Annotated in this window: 14 protein-coding genes; 9 read left to right on the top strand and 5 right to left on the bottom strand. The window is 43.6% G+C overall.

The annotated features are described in order from the left end of the window. Positions 1–60 precede the first annotated feature (60 nt). Together ompA and sulA are read right to left on the bottom strand one after the other, a co-directional pair. Complete coding sequence (gene ompA, locus YWE_RS0104660) at positions 61–1,131, bottom strand: porin OmpA (RefSeq protein ID WP_029093460.1); 1,071 nt, start codon at positions 1,129–1,131, stop codon at positions 61–63. A gap of 804 nt (positions 1,132–1,935) precedes the next feature. Then, positions 1,936–2,424, bottom strand: a complete 489-nt coding sequence (gene sulA / locus YWE_RS26665; protein ID WP_051323202.1) for an SOS-induced cell division inhibitor SulA — start codon at positions 2,422–2,424, stop codon at positions 1,936–1,938. Between the two features lie 211 nt (positions 2,425–2,635). On the opposite strand from sulA, the gene YWE_RS0104650 reads away from it, so the two are divergent. Beyond that, on the top strand, positions 2,636–3,241 hold the full coding sequence (locus YWE_RS0104650) for a TfoX/Sxy family DNA transformation protein (RefSeq protein WP_036015116.1): 606 nt from the start codon (positions 2,636–2,638) through the stop codon (positions 3,239–3,241). A gap of 51 nt (positions 3,242–3,292) precedes the next feature. Here YWE_RS0104650 and yccS read toward each other — a convergent pair whose 3' ends face one another. Together yccS and YWE_RS0104640 are read right to left on the bottom strand one after the other, a co-directional pair. Further along, entirely contained in the window at positions 3,293–5,476 is a 2,184-nt protein-coding gene (gene yccS / locus YWE_RS26660; RefSeq protein ID WP_051323201.1) for a YccS family putative transporter, read from the bottom strand. A gap of 41 nt (positions 5,477–5,517) precedes the next feature. After that, entirely contained in the window at positions 5,518–5,970 is a 453-nt protein-coding gene (locus YWE_RS0104640; RefSeq protein WP_029093458.1) for a YccF domain-containing protein, read from the bottom strand. Positions 5,971–6,181: 211 nt separating this feature from the next. Between YWE_RS0104640 and helD the strand changes: the two genes are divergently transcribed. Continuing rightward, positions 6,182–8,236, top strand: a complete 2,055-nt coding sequence (gene helD / locus YWE_RS0104635; protein WP_029093457.1) for a DNA helicase IV — start codon at positions 6,182–6,184, stop codon at positions 8,234–8,236. A 39-nt stretch (positions 8,237–8,275) separates the two neighbouring features. On the opposite strand, the gene YWE_RS0104630 is transcribed toward helD, so the two are convergent. After that, the gene (locus tag YWE_RS0104630) at positions 8,276–8,734 is read right to left on the bottom strand and encodes a methylglyoxal synthase (RefSeq protein ID WP_029093456.1); all 459 of its coding nucleotides are present in this window, start codon (positions 8,732–8,734) and stop codon (positions 8,276–8,278) included. Between the two features lie 184 nt (positions 8,735–8,918). Here YWE_RS0104630 and YWE_RS0104625 point away from each other — a divergent pair, with 184 nt between their 5' ends. The 7 genes from YWE_RS0104625 (at position 8,919) to YWE_RS0104590 (ending at position 20,201) form a co-directional block, all read left to right on the top strand. Next, positions 8,919–9,338 (top strand): CoA-binding protein, encoded by a 420-nt coding sequence (locus YWE_RS0104625; RefSeq protein WP_029093455.1) that lies wholly within the window; start codon positions 8,919–8,921, stop codon positions 9,336–9,338. 562 nt (positions 9,339–9,900) lie between these two features. Further along, on the top strand, positions 9,901–10,377 hold the full coding sequence (locus YWE_RS0104615) for a hypothetical protein (RefSeq protein WP_029093454.1): 477 nt from the start codon (positions 9,901–9,903) through the stop codon (positions 10,375–10,377). Positions 10,378–11,037: 660 nt separating this feature from the next. Next, positions 11,038–12,618, top strand: a complete 1,581-nt coding sequence (locus YWE_RS28910; RefSeq protein WP_051323200.1) for a MotA/TolQ/ExbB proton channel family protein — start codon at positions 11,038–11,040, stop codon at positions 12,616–12,618. A 91-nt stretch (positions 12,619–12,709) separates the two neighbouring features. Further along, on the top strand, positions 12,710–14,182 hold the full coding sequence (locus YWE_RS0104605; protein WP_029093453.1) for a TolC family protein: 1,473 nt from the start codon (positions 12,710–12,712) through the stop codon (positions 14,180–14,182). 14 nt (positions 14,183–14,196) lie between these two features. Continuing rightward, entirely contained in the window at positions 14,197–14,790 is a 594-nt protein-coding gene (locus YWE_RS0104600) for a hypothetical protein (protein WP_029093452.1), read from the top strand. After that, positions 14,790–16,082, top strand: a complete 1,293-nt coding sequence (locus YWE_RS0104595; protein ID WP_029093451.1) for an HlyD family type I secretion periplasmic adaptor subunit — start codon at positions 14,790–14,792, stop codon at positions 16,080–16,082. The genes YWE_RS0104600 and YWE_RS0104595 overlap by 1 nt, the downstream gene beginning before the upstream one ends. Before the next feature lie 39 nt (positions 16,083–16,121). After that, positions 16,122–20,201 (top strand): beta strand repeat-containing protein, encoded by a 4,080-nt coding sequence (locus tag YWE_RS0104590; protein ID WP_029093450.1) that lies wholly within the window; start codon positions 16,122–16,124, stop codon positions 20,199–20,201. Positions 20,202–20,211 lie beyond the last annotated feature (10 nt).

Below are 20,211 nucleotides of genomic sequence, written 5' to 3'. Positions count from 1 at the left end.
CTTGACCAACCATAAAAAAACCCCGCCGAAGCGGGGTTTTTGTGTCAAGCAGAAAGCAAATTACATTTTTGCTTTAACGTCTTGAACAACTTCTTTAACTTCAGTCACGATGTCTTTAGCACCAGTAACTTCGATTTCAACACGACGGTCTGGCGCTAAGCAGTCGATCAGCGCTGCACGAGCTTTAACGTTGTCACAGGTAGAACCGGTAACTGGGTTAGCTTTGCCTAAACCACGAGCAGAAATCTTATCAGCTGGGATGCCTTTAGAGACTAAATAGCTAACAACTGAATTTGCACGCTGCTCAGACAGTTTAAGGTTAGCTTGCTCTGAACCGATGCGGTCAGTAAAGCCAAGAACAACGATAGAACCGTTTTGTGGGTTGATTGAGCTCAACTCACTGTACAGTTGATCAAGTGCTTGACGACCTTCTGGCTTCAGGTTTGATTTAGCAAACGCGAACAGAACGTCTGATTTCAGCGTGAAACGCTTAGTTTCAACAACTGGAACTGCGATAACTGGAGCTGGTTGAGTCTGACCAAAACGGTAAGCAACACCTAAGCTCAGGGTGCCGTTGTCTGGACGAGTACCAATGCTATCACCGTCACCGATGTTGTTAACCCACTGGTAATCTAAACGGGTAGCAATGCTCGGGGTGATTGCATATTCAACACCGATTGCTGCCAGAGGAGAAACGCCAGTATCGTGGTTCTTATGCTCACCACCAGTTGATGGATGATAAGTAGTATCTGCACGCCATCCCATAGCACCTAAACGGGTGTACAGGTCAAGGTCGTTCATGATTGGGTAGCTTAATTTAGCAGCAAGTTGAATACCTTGTGCTTTGAACGCGCCGCTATCAGCACCACGGTAAGTCATACGACCTAACCAGTCATAACCTAATTCAAAACCTAAATATTGGTTAGCTTGGTAGCCCATATAGGCACCAGCACCTAATTGGTGTGGTTGGTCATTGCTGTTGTTCAGCGTGTTGTCATAAAAACCGGTGTCGTGGTAGTTAGACCAACCAACTTTAGCACCAGTGTACCAAGTGTTATCTAATGGAGCTGCTTGCGCTACTGTAGTAAAACCAGCGAACGCCATTGCCAATGCGATTACTGTCTTTTTCATTTTGAGCCTCGTTATCATCTAAAATAGTAGTGATATAAGTTAGTGTTAAACAAATCTAGTTTTAAAGTTCGAAGTTAAAGTACCCATGTCAATCCATGACAGACATCGAGAATCTAGATCTATAAAACAACCCAATCAAGGTAAAGTTTACAACGTGTAAGAAAAGTTACAAGTCTTGCGTGTCAAAAGCACACAAAAATATCTTGATTGGCAACAATATTAACATACCTAACTCACTAATAGCACTTATTTAATAAACACTCATTGTGTGTACAGAATAATTCTCAAATGCATTTAAGTTCGAATTGGGATTAATAACAAATAATTTTATTAGGGGTATTTAGCTTTTAGTGCTCTAAGATGATTACTGTTTGTAACATTAAATTACATTTAAATTTCATGTTAATCAATGTCAGGTAAGTATATTTATTATAATTCAAGCTATTGATATTAAAGATGATGTGTATTGTTTAGTAATATATTGAAATGAAGTGAAAAGATTAATATTCGGACAAACAAGAAATGAATTGCTCAATAGTTGACTTATTGACAATTTAATACTAGAAAGCGCTGAAATGAAGATACTCATAATTGAATATTTACCTCAACGGTATAATTATGCATTTTTTAACTTTCTTATGAGTAGCTTACTCATTTATCTAAGTAACTGACCAGATACCCCTCTAAGACTATAGGGTATTTAGAATAAGTTGGCGCGGCGTAAGTTGCAAAGATATTGCCCGCGTAATAGTTTCATTTGGATATTAAGATATACCCGTCTTATTTTTCCATTGGAGAATATGTTTAGTGCCAATGCATATTGTTAAATGGCAGGTTAACCTGAACCATAGAGGATGGCTGTAAAATAAAGCCATAACAATCCCCCAGCTTAGCTGCATGTTGCAATCTCTCTTTGATTTCCGCTGTTATGACCGGTAGCCAGGCAATAACGCTACTAAAGTTGCCACTACTAAGCGCTTTTTCCATCATTTCGACGCTTTTCTCTGTAGATAGAGAACTTAAGCTAATGGTCTTTTGTGCCGGTAATCCTAAGCTATTTATCCAATAACGGTTGATTCGGCGGTCAGGGGCGAGCCAAAGTTGCCAGCGCGGTTGGTGACTTAATTGCTGTACAAAAGGTAATAGTAGGTGAAAGGTAAATGGATTTTGCGGATCATAAATGATTTCACTGACTAAACCGGTATGGCTAAGATGAGTTGAATTCTCACCCATAACGTGGGGCATTGTATGCGAAGAGTTGTTATTCATTTGCTTCGTTAAGTGAGTGATCATAGCGCCTCCTTATATACTGTGTTTATATACAGTATATGAGGTGTGGCCGAAAATCAACTATTTTCAGGGTGTATCGCAAATTTGTAATGAAATCCCGATTAACTGATTATTAAAGCTAGATGTTTTTTGTAATTTAGTTATGTTGGAAATTAATTATTCAGGTAAGCAGTTCCATTAATTAACGATCAATGTATTGATATGAGGAGATAAAGTGGACAGGAAGGAGACCAAGCAATTAGTGAGTGAGGTCATCGAATATTTTAGTGGCTTAGGAAAACTGACCTCACGTTCGATGTTTGGCGGATATGGCATTTGCCAACATAAAGTGATGTTCGGGTTAGTATCAGAGCGAAAATTTTATCTCAGGGCTAACCGAAATTTGGAAACGGTGTTTATTACCCACGGCATGGCCCAGTTTGTTTATCGTAAAAGAGGGGCCCCAGTATTGATGCGTTACTTCCATGTTAATGAATCATTATGGAATGAGCGCGAGCTATTGGATGAATTAGTGAGTTACTCACTTTCAGCGGCGATAAATGACATTGAAGAGAAGAGTAAACCAGAAGGGGCCAGACTCAAAGATTTACCAAATCTCAATATATCAATTGAACGCCTGTTAAGGAGAGCCGGCATTATTAGCGTTGGAGATTTAATTAACTTCGGCGCCATAAATAGCTATATAAGGGTTAGGGCGATAAAAAAAGATGTTAGTTCCGAGTTATTGTTTTATTTAGCCGGCGCAATAGAAGGTTGTCATTCTGCGGCATTGCCTGAATCAATACGCAATGAACTGTTAGAACACCTGAAGTGCTACTAAATAGTTGATCAAATGACGCCAGTTTTTTATCTATTCAAACGTTTTATTTACTCAGGCGTTAGCGCTGCTATTATTCGGTTGTCGAGTTCTGTTATCCGTTACAGAACACATATTGTGAGATAGTGATATAAATTCGGGTAACAACCCTATAATCAGCGCTAGCTGCTGTGTAACTAACTGATTCCGATTTTTAGACGTGCTGTCCAGCTCAGTAATTCGCTGGTTAATACTCTCTAATAATGGAGAGATCCGTTCAACGTTATTCGGATCGGATTCCAGCGAGTCTGAGATATAGCAAACGGCATCATCCAGCAGCTGTAATATTTCCGGGCTGTCGGTTAACCGTTCACGATGTGCACCTAATGCTGAAATATATCCCAGCAAAGAATGGTTAAGACATAGCAGGCGAAATCCACGGTCTATCTGTTGTTTGTCTTTCTTTGGTTCTGCCGCCATATTTGAAATAACCGAAGCCAATTCCGCATCACAGTTATGAGCATTACGACGCACAATTCTGTAATCAACGCCGTTATTTTTCCCCTGATGATACTGTTCTAAAATAGCATCCAGATAGCGACAGTTAGCGTGAATAGCTTTGTCTAAAGCCTGTGATATATGCCTGAACTTCCAGTCCGGCCAGATAAAACTGACAGCTGCCCAAGCGATACCACAGCCGATAAAAGTATCAATAACTCTCGGTAGCGCTACTCTGAATCCTTCCCCTAATAAATTAAAGCAAAATAGCACCAGCAGGGTAATGAACATCGTTGCATAGGCATAGCGTACGTGGCGAAAGGCAAAAAATAGTACACCGCTGATAACGATCAGTATCAGCTGTCCTTCTTGGGAGGGGACAAAGTATAAAATGGGTAATCCGAGAAGAATACCGGCCAGCGTACCAACCACTCTTAATGTAAGGCGGGTACGGGTGGCGTTGTAGTTAGGTTGGCAGACAAACAGGCTGGTTAGCATAATCCAATAGCCGTTTTGTAGTTCGGCCAGTTGAATAATGGCGTAGCCAACGCACAGCACGATAGACATCCTGACCGCATGCCGGAACAGTACCGACTGTGGCGTCAGATTAAGCGAAATCCTTGACCATATATCCTTTAAGCCCGTGAGCTTATCATCGGCCAGCTTATTGTCCTGAATAGTTTCGGTATTTACCGATTGCTCTGATTCAATATTGCTTAACTGGGCATCAATAGCCTTTAGATTCTTTAGCAGATGCCGTAACGATTGGAGTAGCGATAAAGGTAAATCATTTCGGGCCTCGAGGTTGGATAAGCTCTTATCAAGATGAACTAAAGCCTGAGTCAGATAGGTATCATAAACATATTTTTGTTGGTATCTGATCGAGTAGGCAATCTTAGAGCAGGCTTTTGATTGCAGGGTCAGCAGGCGTTGAAAACGAAAAAGAATATCGGTATAGCGCAATTTTTTACTTAATTGCTGATACTGAGCATGAGAAGAACTGGCCTGTTCATGTATATCCTGCGCAACAAAGTAGTAGTGAAGCATCCGGCGAGTATTACGCTGACCCCGGTCGCCTTTTAGCCTGGTGAGTAAAGAAATTTTAGTTTGGTTAAGGGTATCAACCAATGCGCTATTAGCCATGGTGGCGTTGATCAATTGGTGAGTAAACTGTTTTTCTTCATCAGGATCGAACAGCGCCGATTTAGCATCAAGGTATTGTGACAAGCGCTCAAAACAGCGGGCAAGATTATCCTGAAGCGGTCGGATCGGCAAAATCAGATGTCCTAATAGGGTAATCAGGTTATACCAAATTGCGCCGGTTAATAGTAATGCCGGTTGTTGGTACCAGGAGTCATACATAGAGACTCCGAGCATGGTATAGATAGCGATAAGCAGTGCACCAAATGCAATGGTTGCATACCGCTGCCCCAGAGAACCTAATAAGATGAATCCGCCGGTAGAAAACAACAGGCCAAGAGCAAACAGCCATGGATAAGGAAAAAGTAGTTCAATCGAGACCGAGGCAATAAAGAAACATGACAGCGTGATAACCAGATTACGTAACCTTCCGGTGAGTCTGTCATCAAGATCGGTTAATGCTGCGGCCACCACGCCTAAAGTGAGTGGAATAGTCAGCAGGCTATCACCCATCCACCAAGGGACAAATATCACGCCAGTTAATGCAATAAAGATACGAATGCTATACAGCAGATTGCTGTTATAGAAATAGCGTCGTAGCGTTAAGATAAATGACGTCACATCAGTCCCTTTTTGTTATCGGATGGCTTTTTCAACCGGCATTAACGTTGCTCGAACTGGCGCTTGGCTTTAGCAATTCTGGATTGCTGAGCAACTTCGACAGAAACGACTCTGCGGCCAACGGGCCACAGCGCAATAACCGCAATTTTAAAGTTAGCAATGCCAACCGGGATGCCAATAATGGTGATGCATTGCATAATACCTGCACAAATATGGCTCAGACATAGCCACCAGCCAAAAAAGACAAACCAAAATATATTCAGTGCCGTACCGCCGGCATTTCTTAATGGACTACGCTGCTCGGGATTAAGGTCGTCAACATGAATCGCCTCATTGCCGAAGGGAAACAGTGAGAGTTTGGTAATTTCCCAGCATGAACGGGTTAACGGTAGGGTAAAAATAAAGACTACGGTAAGAACTGTAGCAAGTAGCCAGCCCAAGGTAGTAAAGAATCCGCCAAGAATAAAATTTAGTATATTTAATATACTGCGCATTACACGACTCCGGACAATGATAATAAATAAAATAGATAATGGGCTATTGTTACGGCTTATGTCACTTTACTCAATGGAAAAAGTCATCATTCACACTTTCAGCGATAAAATGGCCTTTTTTTCCCTATTCCGGCTAGAGTGATAGTCGCAATAAAGAGTAAACTGGTGAGTATTGGGCGAAGTGATATGACAAAGGGTACGGCGTAACGCTATGGAATTGAAATCAACATCTGTTGGGCAACATCTTGCTCAGCACCCTTATAATAAGGTCAAAATGCTTAATGCGGGTGTTGAGATTAGCGGGCCTAAACACGCCTACACGATTCCCTTTAATCAACTATTGGCCATTCGCTGCAAGCGGGGATTAGTTTGGGGAGAGCTTGAATTTGAACTCCCGGAACAGAAAGTTGTTCGTCTTCACGGAACGGAATGGCGTGAAACCCAACATTTTTATCATCATCTAAATACGCTCTGGCAGCAGTGGGGCGATGAGATGAGCGTCATCTCGGCTGAAGTGTTAAGTGAGCAATCACAATGTATTTTAGATCGGTTACAGCAACAGCGTTGGCTAACCCATGAAGATCTGGCACAGATTCAGGCAGAAATTCAGACCATGCTCAGTTCCATTCCTCTGCCGGTTGCTCGTCTTTCAGAGTTCAAGCTGTGCCAGCCTCACTATGAATTTTGTCTGAAATGGCTTAGGTCTGGCGCAGAGATGGTCGCTGCGGCGAATAAAGCCTGGGTCGATGCGATGCTGACTGAGCATCATGAGTTTTTTGACAGCATAGAGGCTAGACCATTAAATTCAGCGCAGTGCCGGGCGGTGATTACCGGTGAGAAGAACGCGTTAGTATTAGCCGGAGCCGGAAGCGGCAAAACATCGGTTATTGTTGCCCGGGCCGGTTGGTTATTACACCGTGGAGAAGTTCGCCCTGATGAAATACTGCTACTGGCTTTTGGCCGCAAAGCCGCCGATGAGATGAATTTGCGTATTGGAGAGAGATTAAAGCAGCCCGATATACAGGCTAAGACTTTCCATGCATTAGCATTACAGATTATCGAGCAATGCAGTAAAAAAGTACCGATTATCAGTAAGCTTGAATCTGATGCTAAACTGCGCCGCCATTTTTTAATTGAACAATGGCAACAGCAGTGTAGTGAGAAAAAGAGTCAGGCCTCAGGTTGGCGAAACTGGTTATCTCAGGAGTTGGACTGGCAGCTTGATGACGGCGCGTTTTGGAAAAATAGCTACTTATCTGACCGATTAGCCATTCGTCTGGATTATTGGCTAGGGCTAATTCGAACTCAAGGCGGAAGCCAGGCCGATCTGATTGCTCTGGCTCCAGAAACGTTGAGAAGTGACTTTCAAAAGAAAATACGCTTACTCGCACCGCTACTCAAAGCTTGGAAGTCCGCGCTAAAGGAAGAAGGGGCGGTTGATTTTTCTGGCTTACTTCATCAGGCGGTTAATTTTATTAATAAAGGAAAGTTTGTCAGCCCGTGGCAACATATTCTGATTGATGAATTTCAGGATCTTTCGCCGCAGCGTGCAGCATTGGTTAATGCGTTACGTCATCAACGACCGGATACCAGCCTATTTGCCGTTGGTGACGATTGGCAATCAATATACCGCTTTAGTGGTTCAGAGCAGGCTCTCATTGCCGATTTCAGCCGAGTTTTTGGTATTGGTGAACAATGTTCTCTAGATACGACCTATCGTTTTAGCCAAGGAATTGGTGATATTTCCAGCCGCTATATCCAGCAAAATCCTTTACAGTTAAAAAGAAAGATGAACAGCGTATTTCAGGGGGAGAAAAACCCCATTATCATTCTGCCGGATAGTCAGCTTGAAGGATTATTCAACAAACTCAGCAGCTATGTTAAGTCGGAAGAGAAAATATTGGTGCTGGGTCGTTATCACTATTCCCGACCAGAAATACTTAAGAAAGCATCGACTCGCTGGCCTAAATTGAATATTGAATTTATGACTATTCATGCCAGTAAAGGCTTACAGGCTGACTATGTTGTTATAGTTGGATTACAGTCCGGTAAAGATGGTTTTCCTGCACCAGAGAACGCTTCGATTATTGAGCAAGTATTATTGCCTGGGACTGACCATTTTCCAGATGCGGAAGAAAGACGCCTGCTATATGTTGCGCTGACCCGAGCGAAGCATCAGGTTTGGCTGATGCAGAATACCGAATCACCGTCGGTGTTTGTTAAACAGCTGTCTGATATTGGAGCAACGGTAAAAAGAAAACCCTAAGAGGCCAGTTAGGCCTCCGGGCAGTTCTAGTAGTATTGACTACTTTAAGCGATCTTCTAAATATTTTTTATAGTCAGGTATTTCTATTACAATTTCTTTTTCAAACAGCCCCGACTTAATTAACAAGTCGGCGGTTGATCTGTTAGTGGCGACCGGAATATTCCATACGGTTGCTAGTCTTAAGAGGGCTTTTACATCCGGATCGTGGGGCACCGCATTCAACGGATCCCAAAAGAAAATCAAAACGTCAATTTTGCCTTCTGAAATATAGGAGCCAATTTGCTGGTCACCACCCATCGGGCCGCTGAGCATGCTATGAACCGGAATGTCGGTTGCTCTTTGTACTAAATTACCGGTAGTGCCGGTTGCGTAAAGTTCATGCTGGGCCAGAGTGGCTTTGTTTTTTTCTGACCATGCCAGCAATGCCTGCTTACAATGGTCGTGAGCTACCAGAGCAATATGTTTTCTTACCGAAATGGTGCGCGTAGTCAGTTGCATGTGTTATTCAGTCTCGTTTAAATAATGATACTCATAGATTACTGAAACTCAGTTTCAGAAAGAAGCGATAAAGTATAAAAGTGTGCATCTGGTTGATAATAGCCGTTGATTCTCACTATAACATTTGACCGGATAGGGCAATAAGGTCTAAAACTGATACAACGTTTCCACTCAGGTGATACAAATGAAAAACAATGAAATTCAATCTATTCTCGAACAGGTTAAAACCATTGCTTTAGTCGGTGCCAGTGATAAACCGGCCAGGGATAGCTATATAGTGATGGCCTATCTACTTGCTCAAGGATATCAGGTAATCCCTGTTAGTCCTAAACTGGCAGGACAAACGTTGTTGGGCCAGCAGGTTTATGCCAGCCTGAAAGAGATTCCTGTTCCTATTGATATGGTTGATGTGTTTCGCAATTCTGAAGCAGCTTATGGCGTGGCTGAAGAAGCTATCGCGATAAAGGCTAAAGTACTTTGGCTACAGATTGGCGTGATTAATCATCAGGCTGAGCAGCTTGCTTTAGAGGCCGGGTTAAACGTTATTATGGACCTGTGTCCAAAGCTAGAGATCAAGCGGTTAGGGATGGAAAAGCCCGTTTAATATTTTTTATTGTTTGATGCGATATAAAGCCGGTTTTATCACCGGCTTTATGTTACATGCTTTACATTTTAAACAAAGTCTTTGTATTTTAAATAAAAACTATTCGACTAAGATGATTAACATAGACAAAATCATTAAATTCATCTCATTCTCAATTCATTGATATGATAATTATTGGGTTATAGCAACTGATTCAACCACGTTGATTTTTAACTGATATTATTCTATTAATCAATTGTTGTGTATATTCTTGCATCGATTATTAAATGAACGTGAAATAATTGATTTAAACATTAACTATTATTTAACTACTATTTTCGTGGTTGTTTTAGATTTTTATTTTGCTATAGTGTATGCGATTAGCTCAGCATCCTGAATTTTAGCGGACACCCCAATAGGGTGGGTTTGTAATTTGTTGATAAATAATATTTTTAATTACCTTTGAATTAAGTTCTTTAAAATTAATTCAAATACATTGTAATTCGAATTTTATATGAATTGATTGCTAATCTATTTTTTATACTCATATAATGGATTTGAGTAGGCTCAAGGGAATGAACCGATGAATAAGATCTGTTACGTTGTACAAAACTTAACAAGATGTATAGGGCAGATAGCCCCCGGCTTATCTAAATGTAAAGATCAAAGCGTTACTAAAAATGCTTTTTGGTCGTTGTATTCTCTTATCTCTTTCCCTGCCTTGCCTGCTGGTTTTTCCGTCAATGCCAATATCGGTAGCGATCATGGTGCACTTCACGGTAGCAATAATATATCAAATCAGCCTGACACCTTGCCAATAAATAATATCGATAAGACAGATATCTCCGGGTTTTATGGCGCCGTTTTTGTTATTCCGAGTATTGACTATTCAGATCAGGTAAAACTGAATTTATTCAGTGATAGCCGGGTTAAAACGGTTACACCAAATTTCTCTGACTACCGGTTTGATACAGAGAGAACGTATGGTTATAGCTCATACAGAATTTTGTTTTGCTTGAATCGGCGTATAACCGTTGAGAGATATTTTTGCCTATTTTAACCGTTCTATAGCCAATACCAGGGATAGATATACGCTTTGAGTGGTGAATTATTGTACTAATTTATGATATTTAGAGTTAAATGGTTAGGTCGCTAATATATTTAAAGGTTAATAGATTAAGGCGTTGTTTGGTCCGATCTGAGTGAAGTATAAAATTATACAATAAGCTGAATATTTGTTTTAAAGAGTGTGCGATTGGTGGTTTTTAGAATAAAAATCTATATGTATCTAATCCGTTAGTTAAGTCTCTATTCTTGATAGGGTTATTGGTATTATCTGCCATTATTACGACTGGTTTAGGCTTGCAATATATGGATTGTTTTGAGACTACGACTCATGCTAATGAGGCCGAGGTGATTCTGGTGAAGTCAGGTTCATCTAGGTAATTTCTTGGTATCAGGCGTTGAGTCTAAGTCCTGTGTATTAAATGGTAACAATACAAATTGTTAATATGTTTAATTAGAAAGAGTTAAATAATTATTTTGTTAAGTATCTGTGTACCTATCCGTAAATATTCGGAAGTCTGCATGATACATCTGATGTGTTTCAGACTAATTATTATCCATCAGATATTAAATATTTGATGAGAAGGCAGTTTTGTCTTTTGGAATGGTCCATGCACCAAAAAATAATTAACGAATTTATTAAGGGATTGAAGTTATGTCGTTAAAATCAGCAAATCAATCATTACGATTTGTATTCATCATACTCACCGTGATTGTGTGTTGTTATGTCTTCTTTGCCAAGGACTTACTGGTAACGATAGACCATTCGCCATTAGTTAATACCAGTATCATCGCCGTGCAGATCATCGGCGTACTATATGCATTCTTTGTCGCGATTTCTCTGGTATTAGGTATCAGAGACTGGCGTCGTTTTACGCAAAGAAACTCATCTGATTCGTCACCGGTTCGCTTGCGTGGTGCCGTTAGTTTGCTGCAGAGTCGCGTAACGGATCTGGTTCATTCAAATAGCCAGGTCAGATCTGCTCTGCTGCAATCGTTACGAGAGTCTTTAACCCGAAAAGTGACGGGCGCTGAATATCTTTCAGGATTACTGGTTGGTTTGGGTCTGTTAGGGACCTTTATTGGTCTGATTATGACCATGGGGAGTATCAAGTCAGCTATCGGCGTAATGAGTTCTGGTACCAGCGAAATATCGGCACTGTTGGACGGCTTAGCTGCACCTTTAGGTGGTATGTCTGCAGCATTTACGGCATCACTACTCGGGCTATTAGGTTCTCTGGTTATGGGCCTGATTGCCCATATGCTCAGTACCACATCAGAGCATTTATATTCTGATATTGATAACTGGGTACATGCACAACTTTCTGAAGCAGGTACTGATGACCAAGGCTTCACCAGTGCGCTGGCCGATGGGCAATATGGCGTAGCCAGCTATGCACCACCGGGCGGTATTGGTCCTAATTATGAAGTTGAGCGTCTGCTGCGGGGAATTCTTAAATTTACCGAGGTCCAGCAAGCCCAGCAGTATGAAAGCGTTAACTATCTGAATAAGCTGCTGAGTTGCCAAGAAAAATTATTCGCCAGTCAGCAGGCTATCGCTGAAGGGCAACAGACAGCGCTGGAAAATCTAGAAAACAATCATCAACACGTGATGGAGGCTATTGATGTCCATAACCGTCATATTGTTGAAATTCTGCAGGGCTCGCTTAATCAACAGGCTGGTCTGGTTACGGCATTACAAAACACTAATCAGCACCTGACGACTAATGGTGAGCTACTGCATCAATCTCTGCTTGTTCAGGAAAATGCATCTCAAGGTTTAAACAATATTCACTATGAACTGAGTGAGCTAAATCAACAGGCTGGAAAGCAAAATTATAAGCAAGATGAGTTGATTAACCTTGCGCAGGATTCCGGTACCTCATTGAAACAGATGAAGCATGCGTTGATCGAATGCAGTGGCTATCTGAATCAGAACAGAATTCAGGTTGGCGATACTTTTGAGCAGGTTTCCGAAAGTCTGAAAGGGTTGCGGGCAGAAATGCAGGGCGGGCGCCAGCAGATACTGACGCTTGAATCTATTTTAAGAATGGGGGCCGGTGGGTCAGAAAGCATTGTTGATGCGGTTAAATCACAGAACAATGCATTACTTGAATGTATTCGCCAAGTGACAGAAGCCCGCGTATCCATGCTTTCAGCGAGTGACATGTTCACAACAGAACAGCGTAGTCCTCAGATTGAGAACCCGGAAAAAGTACTGTCTGAAACCAACTAGTTTTTTGCTTGTGCCATATCCATATGCGGGATAAAGGATTTTATTCGCAAGGACTGAATGTTAAGGAAGTGACAGGGATGTTTATAAGATCATGAAGATACAAAGAAAAACAATAGCTTATTCGGCTTTGTGCGCACTGCTTATTTCAGGATGCAGCACCGGAACAGACAGTATTCAAAAACAACAGTCTGCGCTTAGCCAGCAAAAAAGTCGTGATATTGCCGAGAATTCATCAGGGTCCGGTATTCCTGACTTATCAGGCCCGGTTTCAACCCCTAAACCGGTTTTGATTCAGGACAGCTCGGTAGAAGAGATGTTTAAACCACCGTCAGCCTCAGGGACATTTTCGCTGGCAGCTGCATTGCAGCAGGCTCAGGATTATTCATTACGTACAGTGATTAGTCGTGCCCGAATTGATGAAGCAGAACAGCGCATTGATGAAGCTAAAGCCGGTTATTACCCTAAGCTGCAGGCCATGGCCAAAACTGCGGATTGGATTTCTGATCGAAGCTCTCAGGTCTCTAAATCTTTTGATGAATATGCGCAGATGCAGCTTACGCTGCAATATAACCTAATGGATTTTGGCCGTACCAGCCATGCTGTTGGCAGTGCTAATCAGATCCATCAATCAGCAACCTTTAGCTCCGACAGTGAGTTTAACTCGGTATCTTTTGATACAACCAAGGCTTATCTCGATGTACGTCGCTATACCCTGCTACTGGCAGCAGCCAAAGATCATGTCGCAGTGACCTCCGAATTAGTTGATACCTTGAATGTTCGGGTTGCTGGCGGTGGTTCACCTCAGTCAGAGTTAATCAGAGGACAGTTAGCATTAACCAATGCGCTCAATCGTCAGAAAACGATTGACCTTCAGCTTGCTAAAGCCAAGCAAAAGTTACGTAGCCTGCTGGGGCAAGAGATATCGGTCGAAATGGCCGGATTAGACGATCTTCCGGCAAACGCTGATTTTAACGCCATGATTAGCGCCATTCAGTTAGATAACCCAAATATCAAGGCACGTTTAGCCGAGCTAAACAGTGCTAAAGAAGATGTTTCTGCAGCCAGAGCGGCGCGCTATCCGAGCGTTGATGTGGTTGGCGCATACAAAAAGCCTTTTCAAAACCCAGACGGTTTAGATGGTAACTATTTGGGGGGCAACGTTGCCTTACAGGTTAGCGTTCCGGTTCTGGACGGTGGGATTAATAGCTCGCGTATCGGTCAGGCTTTAGCCCGTTTACGTGCAGCAGAAGCCACGTATGGTCAACTGCAGCGTGATATCAGCGAAATGGCATTTAACTTATCAAATGATGCGCTCAGTGCTAAAGACATGTGGAAGATCCAAGGTCAGGCTAAAAATGATGCCAGTCGTACTAAAGACCTCTATCTGGACGAGTTTCGTTTAGGTACTCGTAGCCTGAATGATTTGATTAGCGTACAGACAGACTTCTTTAACGCCAATGTTGGTCGTGTTACATCTCAGTATGACTATTACCTGTCGGCATTAGGACTGTATCTGCTTTCCGGTCAGGTCGACAACGGTATTAAAACGCTTAAGCTACGCTAAAAGGGAAGCATAATATGAAAGGGAATGGACATTTTTGGCCAGCTTATGTCGACATGATGACGGTGTTACTGCTGGTTTATTTGCTTATTTCAATGATTTTCCAAGTACTACTGATTGTTGCTCAACAGAATGTGGGTATCAAACTCAGTGAACAACGCCAGGTAGAGATTCGTTCAATCTCACAAGAGCTCAGGCCAAATGAACTGCGTATGATTCTGGACTCTAACCAGAACTATTTGGGTTCTAAAAATCAGAAAGAGCTGATTAGTTGGTTAGAAAAGAATAAAGAGGTTATTGAGCAGAACGGGGTGACTATCTATGCGGCCGCTAAAGAAGGCAAGCAAATGGGTGTTAGCCTGACGCTGCAATACGATCGCTGTCTGGAAGTGCTGCGCGTAATGCAACAGCATGGAGTATCAACTAAGAAAGCAACGATAAACAACTCTTCGGTTAATATTTTTCAGGAAGATTTTGCTGCGGTTTATATTAAACAACCTGCAACTTCATCGGTGAGAAAGCCTGATGTCATCAGCTCTTCTAATCTGAATGAGGCACAAATTCCAAGCGTTAACGTGGAAAGTACGCCTGCTGCCGCCGGAGGATTATAGTGTCTGAAAGGATGGTCAGCGACCGCAGCCTGATATTTTTCAGGCGCATAGCCAGATGGTTACCGCAAGGTATTGCGGGTTACACCTTGCTGGCTTTTTTCCTATTTTTCATTTGGGCATTTTGCTTTCATCTTGACGTGCTGGTTAAAGGCAGCGGAGTCATCCGTGTTGAGAGCCGTAACCTCCTATTGCAACATCCTGAAGGCGGAGTAGTACAGCAGTTGCTGGTGCATGAAGGGGAAACGGTCACCAAAGGGCAATTGATCGCCGTGATTGATAATAGTTTGGTCAGTGAAGACTTCGCTAAAAACGAAGTGGAAGGCATTGCGTTGCGCATACGTGAACAACGTCTGCAACACGAACTTGCCGGTACGACGTTTGAGCCGGAACTTACCGGTAATGATGAGACTGATAAAATAATTAACAGTGAACACCAGCTCTATTTATCTCGTCAGACAGCGCTAAGTGAGCAGCAGAAGGTGAATAAAGCCCAGTTGGATCAGCGTAAAGCACAGCAGGTTGAATTGATGACCAAAGTCACCGACTTAACCAAGCAGCTCGCTTTATCCCAAAGTCAGGTCAACCTGTACAGCGCGATGGTGGCCAAAGGTGCAGCCGCTGAAGGTTCATTATTACAAAAGCGCTCAGAGTTACAGCAGGTTCAAACTTCGCTGAATGAAGCACGCCTAAGATTGCCTAAAGTTCAAAGTGAATTGGATGAATATCAGGCGCGCTCTAATCAAGCATTAGCTGACTTTATGTCAGACTCTCAAAAGCAACTCAGCCAGACTAAAGTCGATTTAAGCCGGGTTGATGTACAAAATACCGCCAGCGAAGGGCGCAGGGCAAATGCGCGCATTGTTAGCCCGGTTGATGGCGTGGTACAAAAGCTTTTCGTCGCTCACAACGGAGCCGTTATCCGGTCCGGTGGCGAAGTGATTGAAATTGCCCCTTCAAAAGTCCCGCTAATTGCCGAAATAAAAGTCCGACCGGAAGACCGCGATCGCATTTGGGAGAAAATGCCCGCTCGTTTGCACATCAGTGCATTTGGATCTTCTTATGCCAATACGCTGGACGGCAAGATTACGGTGATCAGCGCCGATGCTATGAGCGATGAGCAAAATGGCCGATATTATTTGGTTAGCGTTGAAGTCCCGGAGCAGCAATATGATAAAACGATTTACCCCGGGATGGGGGTCGATGCCTACCTGCTTACCGGCAAACGGACACCGTTAGAATACTTCATCAAGCCATTATTAAATAATACAAAATTAGCCCTGTCTGAACCATAAAAAGGGATTTAGGACAGCACAAGATAAAAGGAACTGATAATGACAAATGAACTTCCACTGCCGGCGTCGCCGGCCGTTTCGATTATTCCTATCACCTATGCGGATAACTATATCCCGCTGGCTTTTGATCAGGTTGAATTGCTGATCAGCGGTCCGGATTTAATTATTCAAAGCGGGGAGCACAAACAGTTGGTTCTGCCACTGGGTGCGAAGCTGGCCTCTTTAAACCAACATTTATTTACCCTGAGTTTTAGTGACGGCACGGTGATCAACTCAGATGATATTCTGAGTCAGGCCGCTATTGATACCGAAGCGCCCGGCATGAACCGTGCAGGTAAAGAGGTCAAAGGCGAGCCGACGGTCGAGGTTCAGCCAGACCAAGTCGTGATTAAAGAGATCGTTAACCAGGTCATTATTGAAGACAATACCGGCGGGGCGGTTGCGGAAGAAAGCGAAGGGCAGGAAGATGTCACCCTAACTGAGGTAGACAATATCTTACCTCTTCCGGATCAACAGACTATCAGTCAATTATTGGTTATGTCTAAATCATCAGGTTCTATGCCTGAGGTATCCGGCCCGGGCGATTTCATCGAACCAGGATTACCACCGGAAAGACCGGGCGTTACCCCAAATCCGAATGAAAATGACGTCACGACAATGCCCTTAACCCTGATGCAGATTGCAGGGACTACGGATGCACAAAACCATATTTGGAATGGTGGCAGTGGTAATCAGGAAGCCGCAATATCCGGTGACTGGGCGGTTCAGTATGCGTCAACCAAAATTGACCTCTCCGGTGAAACGGCTAACTGGACGATTAACGTCAATAACTATCAGACTATTCCAGAGGGAATGGTTGCCCGAGTACTGCGATTAGATGACAGCAGCGGCGATATTAGCGTTAGCGGTTTACCTACCGGTTATTCATTGATTACGGCTGACAGTCCGGAAGGCCGACTATATAACCTGAAACCAAATGAACTATTGCTACTCTATCCGCAAGGCAATAAAGCATCGTTTGAGCTGAATTTTACCTATACCTCTACCGCCGGGGTTCAGGTTAAAGAGAGTGCAAAATTCGTTATTGTTGACAACCCAAGTACCAATATTGACAGCGATGGTCGTTTCCAGCTTGGGACGGTGATGAATGACGTTAACGTGCTGGGGGGCAGTGGCGACGATCATATTATTGCCGGCCACCAGCAGGGTATTTATGACGGCGGGGCCGGGCATAATACCGTGGACTATTCAGTATCGGCCCAGGCGCTGGTCATCGACCTATCAAAGGGAGCTACTTCTTTTGCCGCCGGAGGTAACAAACAGCATAGCCTGATTAATATTCAGCAAGTCATTGGTTCAAACCACGGCGATACGCTGATGGGTAACCAGTTTGATAATATATTGCGCGGCGGAACCGGTAATGACTTGCTTAGCGGCGGCGGTGGTAATAATACGCTGGACGGCGGTGGTGGAATTAATACGGTTTCTTATGCGGGCGCCGCAGGCGGCGTTTCCGTCGATCTCAGTGCCGGGAGTACCAGTAATAACGGTGCCGGTGGCCATGATATTTTACTTAACATTCAAAATATTATCGGTAGTGACTATGACGATATCCTTATCGGCGATAGCGGTAATAACCGTATTCAAGCGGGCAAAGGCGACGATATATTAATCGGACTAGGCGGTAATAACTATCTTGACGGTGGTGCGGGCATCAATACCGTGAGCTATGAACGAGATATCGCCGGTGTCAGCGTCGATTTATCTACCGGATTGGCCAATAATGGTTTTGGTGGAACGGATACGTTGGTTAATATCCAGAAAGTGATTGGATCTTCGTTTGATGATGTACTTTCCAGCGGCCGTGGATATTCCCATATTGACGGCGGTGCAGGCAATGACACCCTGATGATTAAAGGTGATATGGCGAGTCGGGCGATACTCGACGGCGGTCTCGGCGACGATCTGTTTATTGCCGGAAACGGTGTTAATCAGTTTATCGGCGGTGGCGGATTTGACAGCGTAGATTATAGTCAGGCGCGTAGTGGCATCGATGTGAATCTGACTACCGGGCAGGTTTATGATAATGGTTTCGGTGGCATGGATACGCTGGACGGTATTTCATCGATTATCGGAACCGGGTTTGCCGACCGTTTTGAGTTAGGCAATGGCGATCATCATATTAATGCCGGGGGCGGTGATGACACGATTATTGCCGGTTCGGGTAACAACCACGTCGACGGCGGTTCTGGTTTTAATACCATTGATTACAGTTCAGCGGCAAACGCAATCAATGTGGATTTAACCACGGGAATGGTGAGTCATAATGGTTTTGGCGGGCAGGATAACCTGACCAACATCAATCAGGTTATTGGCACCAAATTTAATGATGTGATTGGCGGCGGTAACGGCGACGACATTATTTATGGCGGTGACGGCAATGACACTATTTTAGGCTCACTGGGCAGCGATTTATTGTACGGTGGCGAAGGTACTAACAAGTTGGATTATAGCCGCCTGACCGGTGGCGTGACGGTTGATGTGATTAACGGACAAACCACTAAATCACAGGGCGGGCAGGATACTTTCTCTGGTTTTACTCAACTCACCGGATCTTCGGGTAACGATGTGTTTATTATGCCTAAGGGCAATTTTACGATTAACGGTGGCGAAGGTATGGACACGGTTGATTATAGTCAGCTTACCGTCAGAATTATCGTTGACCTGCGCAGCGGGCGCGCCTATCAGGCCGACACGGCCAGTGCCAGCTTCGGCGAACAGTATTTAAGCTCAATAGAAAAAATTATATTACCTAATGCGGTGGCGAATGCTGGCAGCGTTGTTTATACCAGTACCAGCGGCGGTGTATCAATCGTCGGCAGCAAGGGTAATGATACTTTTTATGTGATGGGCGGAAGTAATACCTTTAGCAGTAACGGCGGTGCTGACTGGGTTTCCTATGCCAACTCAGGAGCCGGGGTTGACGTTCGAGTCGATGCCAATGGTAATGGCAGCTCTATTTTCAATGGCTATGGCGGCAAAGATATTCTGTATAACATTTCGTATTTGCAAGGATCGTCATATAACGATTATCTGGCAGGTAATAGCATTCTAAATGGTCGTAATGGTAATGACACACTGGAAGGAACCGGTACTCTGGCCATTGCCTACTACCGGGAAGTCAGCACCGGAATTATTGCCGATTTGAGTACAGGAATTGTCAGTAACGATGGCTATGGTTGTCAGGACACGCTGATTAATATCAATAGGATATACGGTAGTGACAGTGGTGACGTTATATATGGGAATAACAACAACAACGTTATTAATACCTATGACGGTAACGATCTGATCTTTGGCAGCAAGGGTAATGACTCATTAAACGGCGGTGATGGTATTGATACCGTCGATTACAGTTTGTTAAATGCGAGCGTCAACGCAAATCTGACCACCAATGCTGTTAACAAAGGGGTTAACGGAACAGATACTCTGGCATTGGTAGAGAACCTGACCGGAACCCAGTTTGATGATGTTCTGACCGGAAATGCCGGTGATAATATTCTTACCGGCGGCGGCGGTAACGATATTCTGATTGGCGGCGGCGGCGATGACCTGCTGATCGGTGGCAATGGCTTTGTTACGGCCAGCTACCAAACCTCAACGTCAGGTATTACTGCCAACTTGCGTACCGGAATGGTGGCTGATGGCCTTGGCGGTAACGATATTCTGGTTCAAATCAATAAAGTGCTGGGGTCGTCCTATAACGACACATTTATCATCACAAGCGTTGCCGATCTTCAAAATTACACTATTGATGGCGGTGCGGGTACCGATACTTTGAAAAAGAGCGGTGCTGGGCAGACCTTCAATTTAACCGGTTCTGATTTCAATATCAGCAATATTGAACGCTTTGACTTTGCCGATCGGGCCGTTGATAACATTAATATCAACTTCAACGATTTGTTTACCGGTCATGGGGCAACTTCCTCTATTTCTCTGAATACCGACTCTTTTGATGTTGTTCAATTTTCCGGAGTTGGCTGGAACCAAGTCGCCAACGACGCAGACAGCACAACATGGAGTAACGGTAGCCAGACGTTTAACCACACGTGGGCTTAGCCGTGATGTT

Source organism: Budvicia aquatica DSM 5075 = ATCC 35567 (assembly GCF_000427805.1).
Classification (GTDB): Bacteria; Pseudomonadota; Gammaproteobacteria; order Enterobacterales; family Enterobacteriaceae; genus Budvicia; species Budvicia aquatica.
The sequence above is the reverse complement of the archived record's forward strand: the minus strand, read 5'-3'. Positions and strand labels throughout refer to the sequence as shown.

Coding starts and splice junctions, on each gene's coding strand:
- ompA (WP_029093460.1), bottom strand. CDS start 1,131: ATGAAAAAGACAGTAATCGCATTGGCAATGGCGTTCGCTGGTTTTACT.
- sulA (WP_051323202.1), bottom strand. CDS start 2,424: ATGATCACTCACTTAACGAAGCAAATGAATAACAACTCTTCGCATACA.
- YWE_RS0104640 (WP_029093458.1), bottom strand. CDS start 5,970: ATGCGCAGTATATTAAATATACTAAATTTTATTCTTGGCGGATTCTTT.
- helD (WP_029093457.1), top strand. CDS start 6,182: ATGGAATTGAAATCAACATCTGTTGGGCAACATCTTGCTCAGCACCCT.
- YWE_RS0104630 (WP_029093456.1), bottom strand. CDS start 8,734: ATGCAACTGACTACGCGCACCATTTCGGTAAGAAAACATATTGCTCTG.
- YWE_RS0104625 (WP_029093455.1), top strand. CDS start 8,919: ATGAAAAACAATGAAATTCAATCTATTCTCGAACAGGTTAAAACCATT.
- YWE_RS0104615 (WP_029093454.1), top strand. CDS start 9,901: ATGAATAAGATCTGTTACGTTGTACAAAACTTAACAAGATGTATAGGG.
- YWE_RS28910 (WP_051323200.1), top strand. CDS start 11,038: ATGTCGTTAAAATCAGCAAATCAATCATTACGATTTGTATTCATCATA.
- YWE_RS0104605 (WP_029093453.1), top strand. CDS start 12,710: ATGAAGATACAAAGAAAAACAATAGCTTATTCGGCTTTGTGCGCACTG.
- YWE_RS0104600 (WP_029093452.1), top strand. CDS start 14,197: ATGAAAGGGAATGGACATTTTTGGCCAGCTTATGTCGACATGATGACG.
- YWE_RS0104590 (WP_029093450.1), top strand. CDS start 16,122: ATGACAAATGAACTTCCACTGCCGGCGTCGCCGGCCGTTTCGATTATT.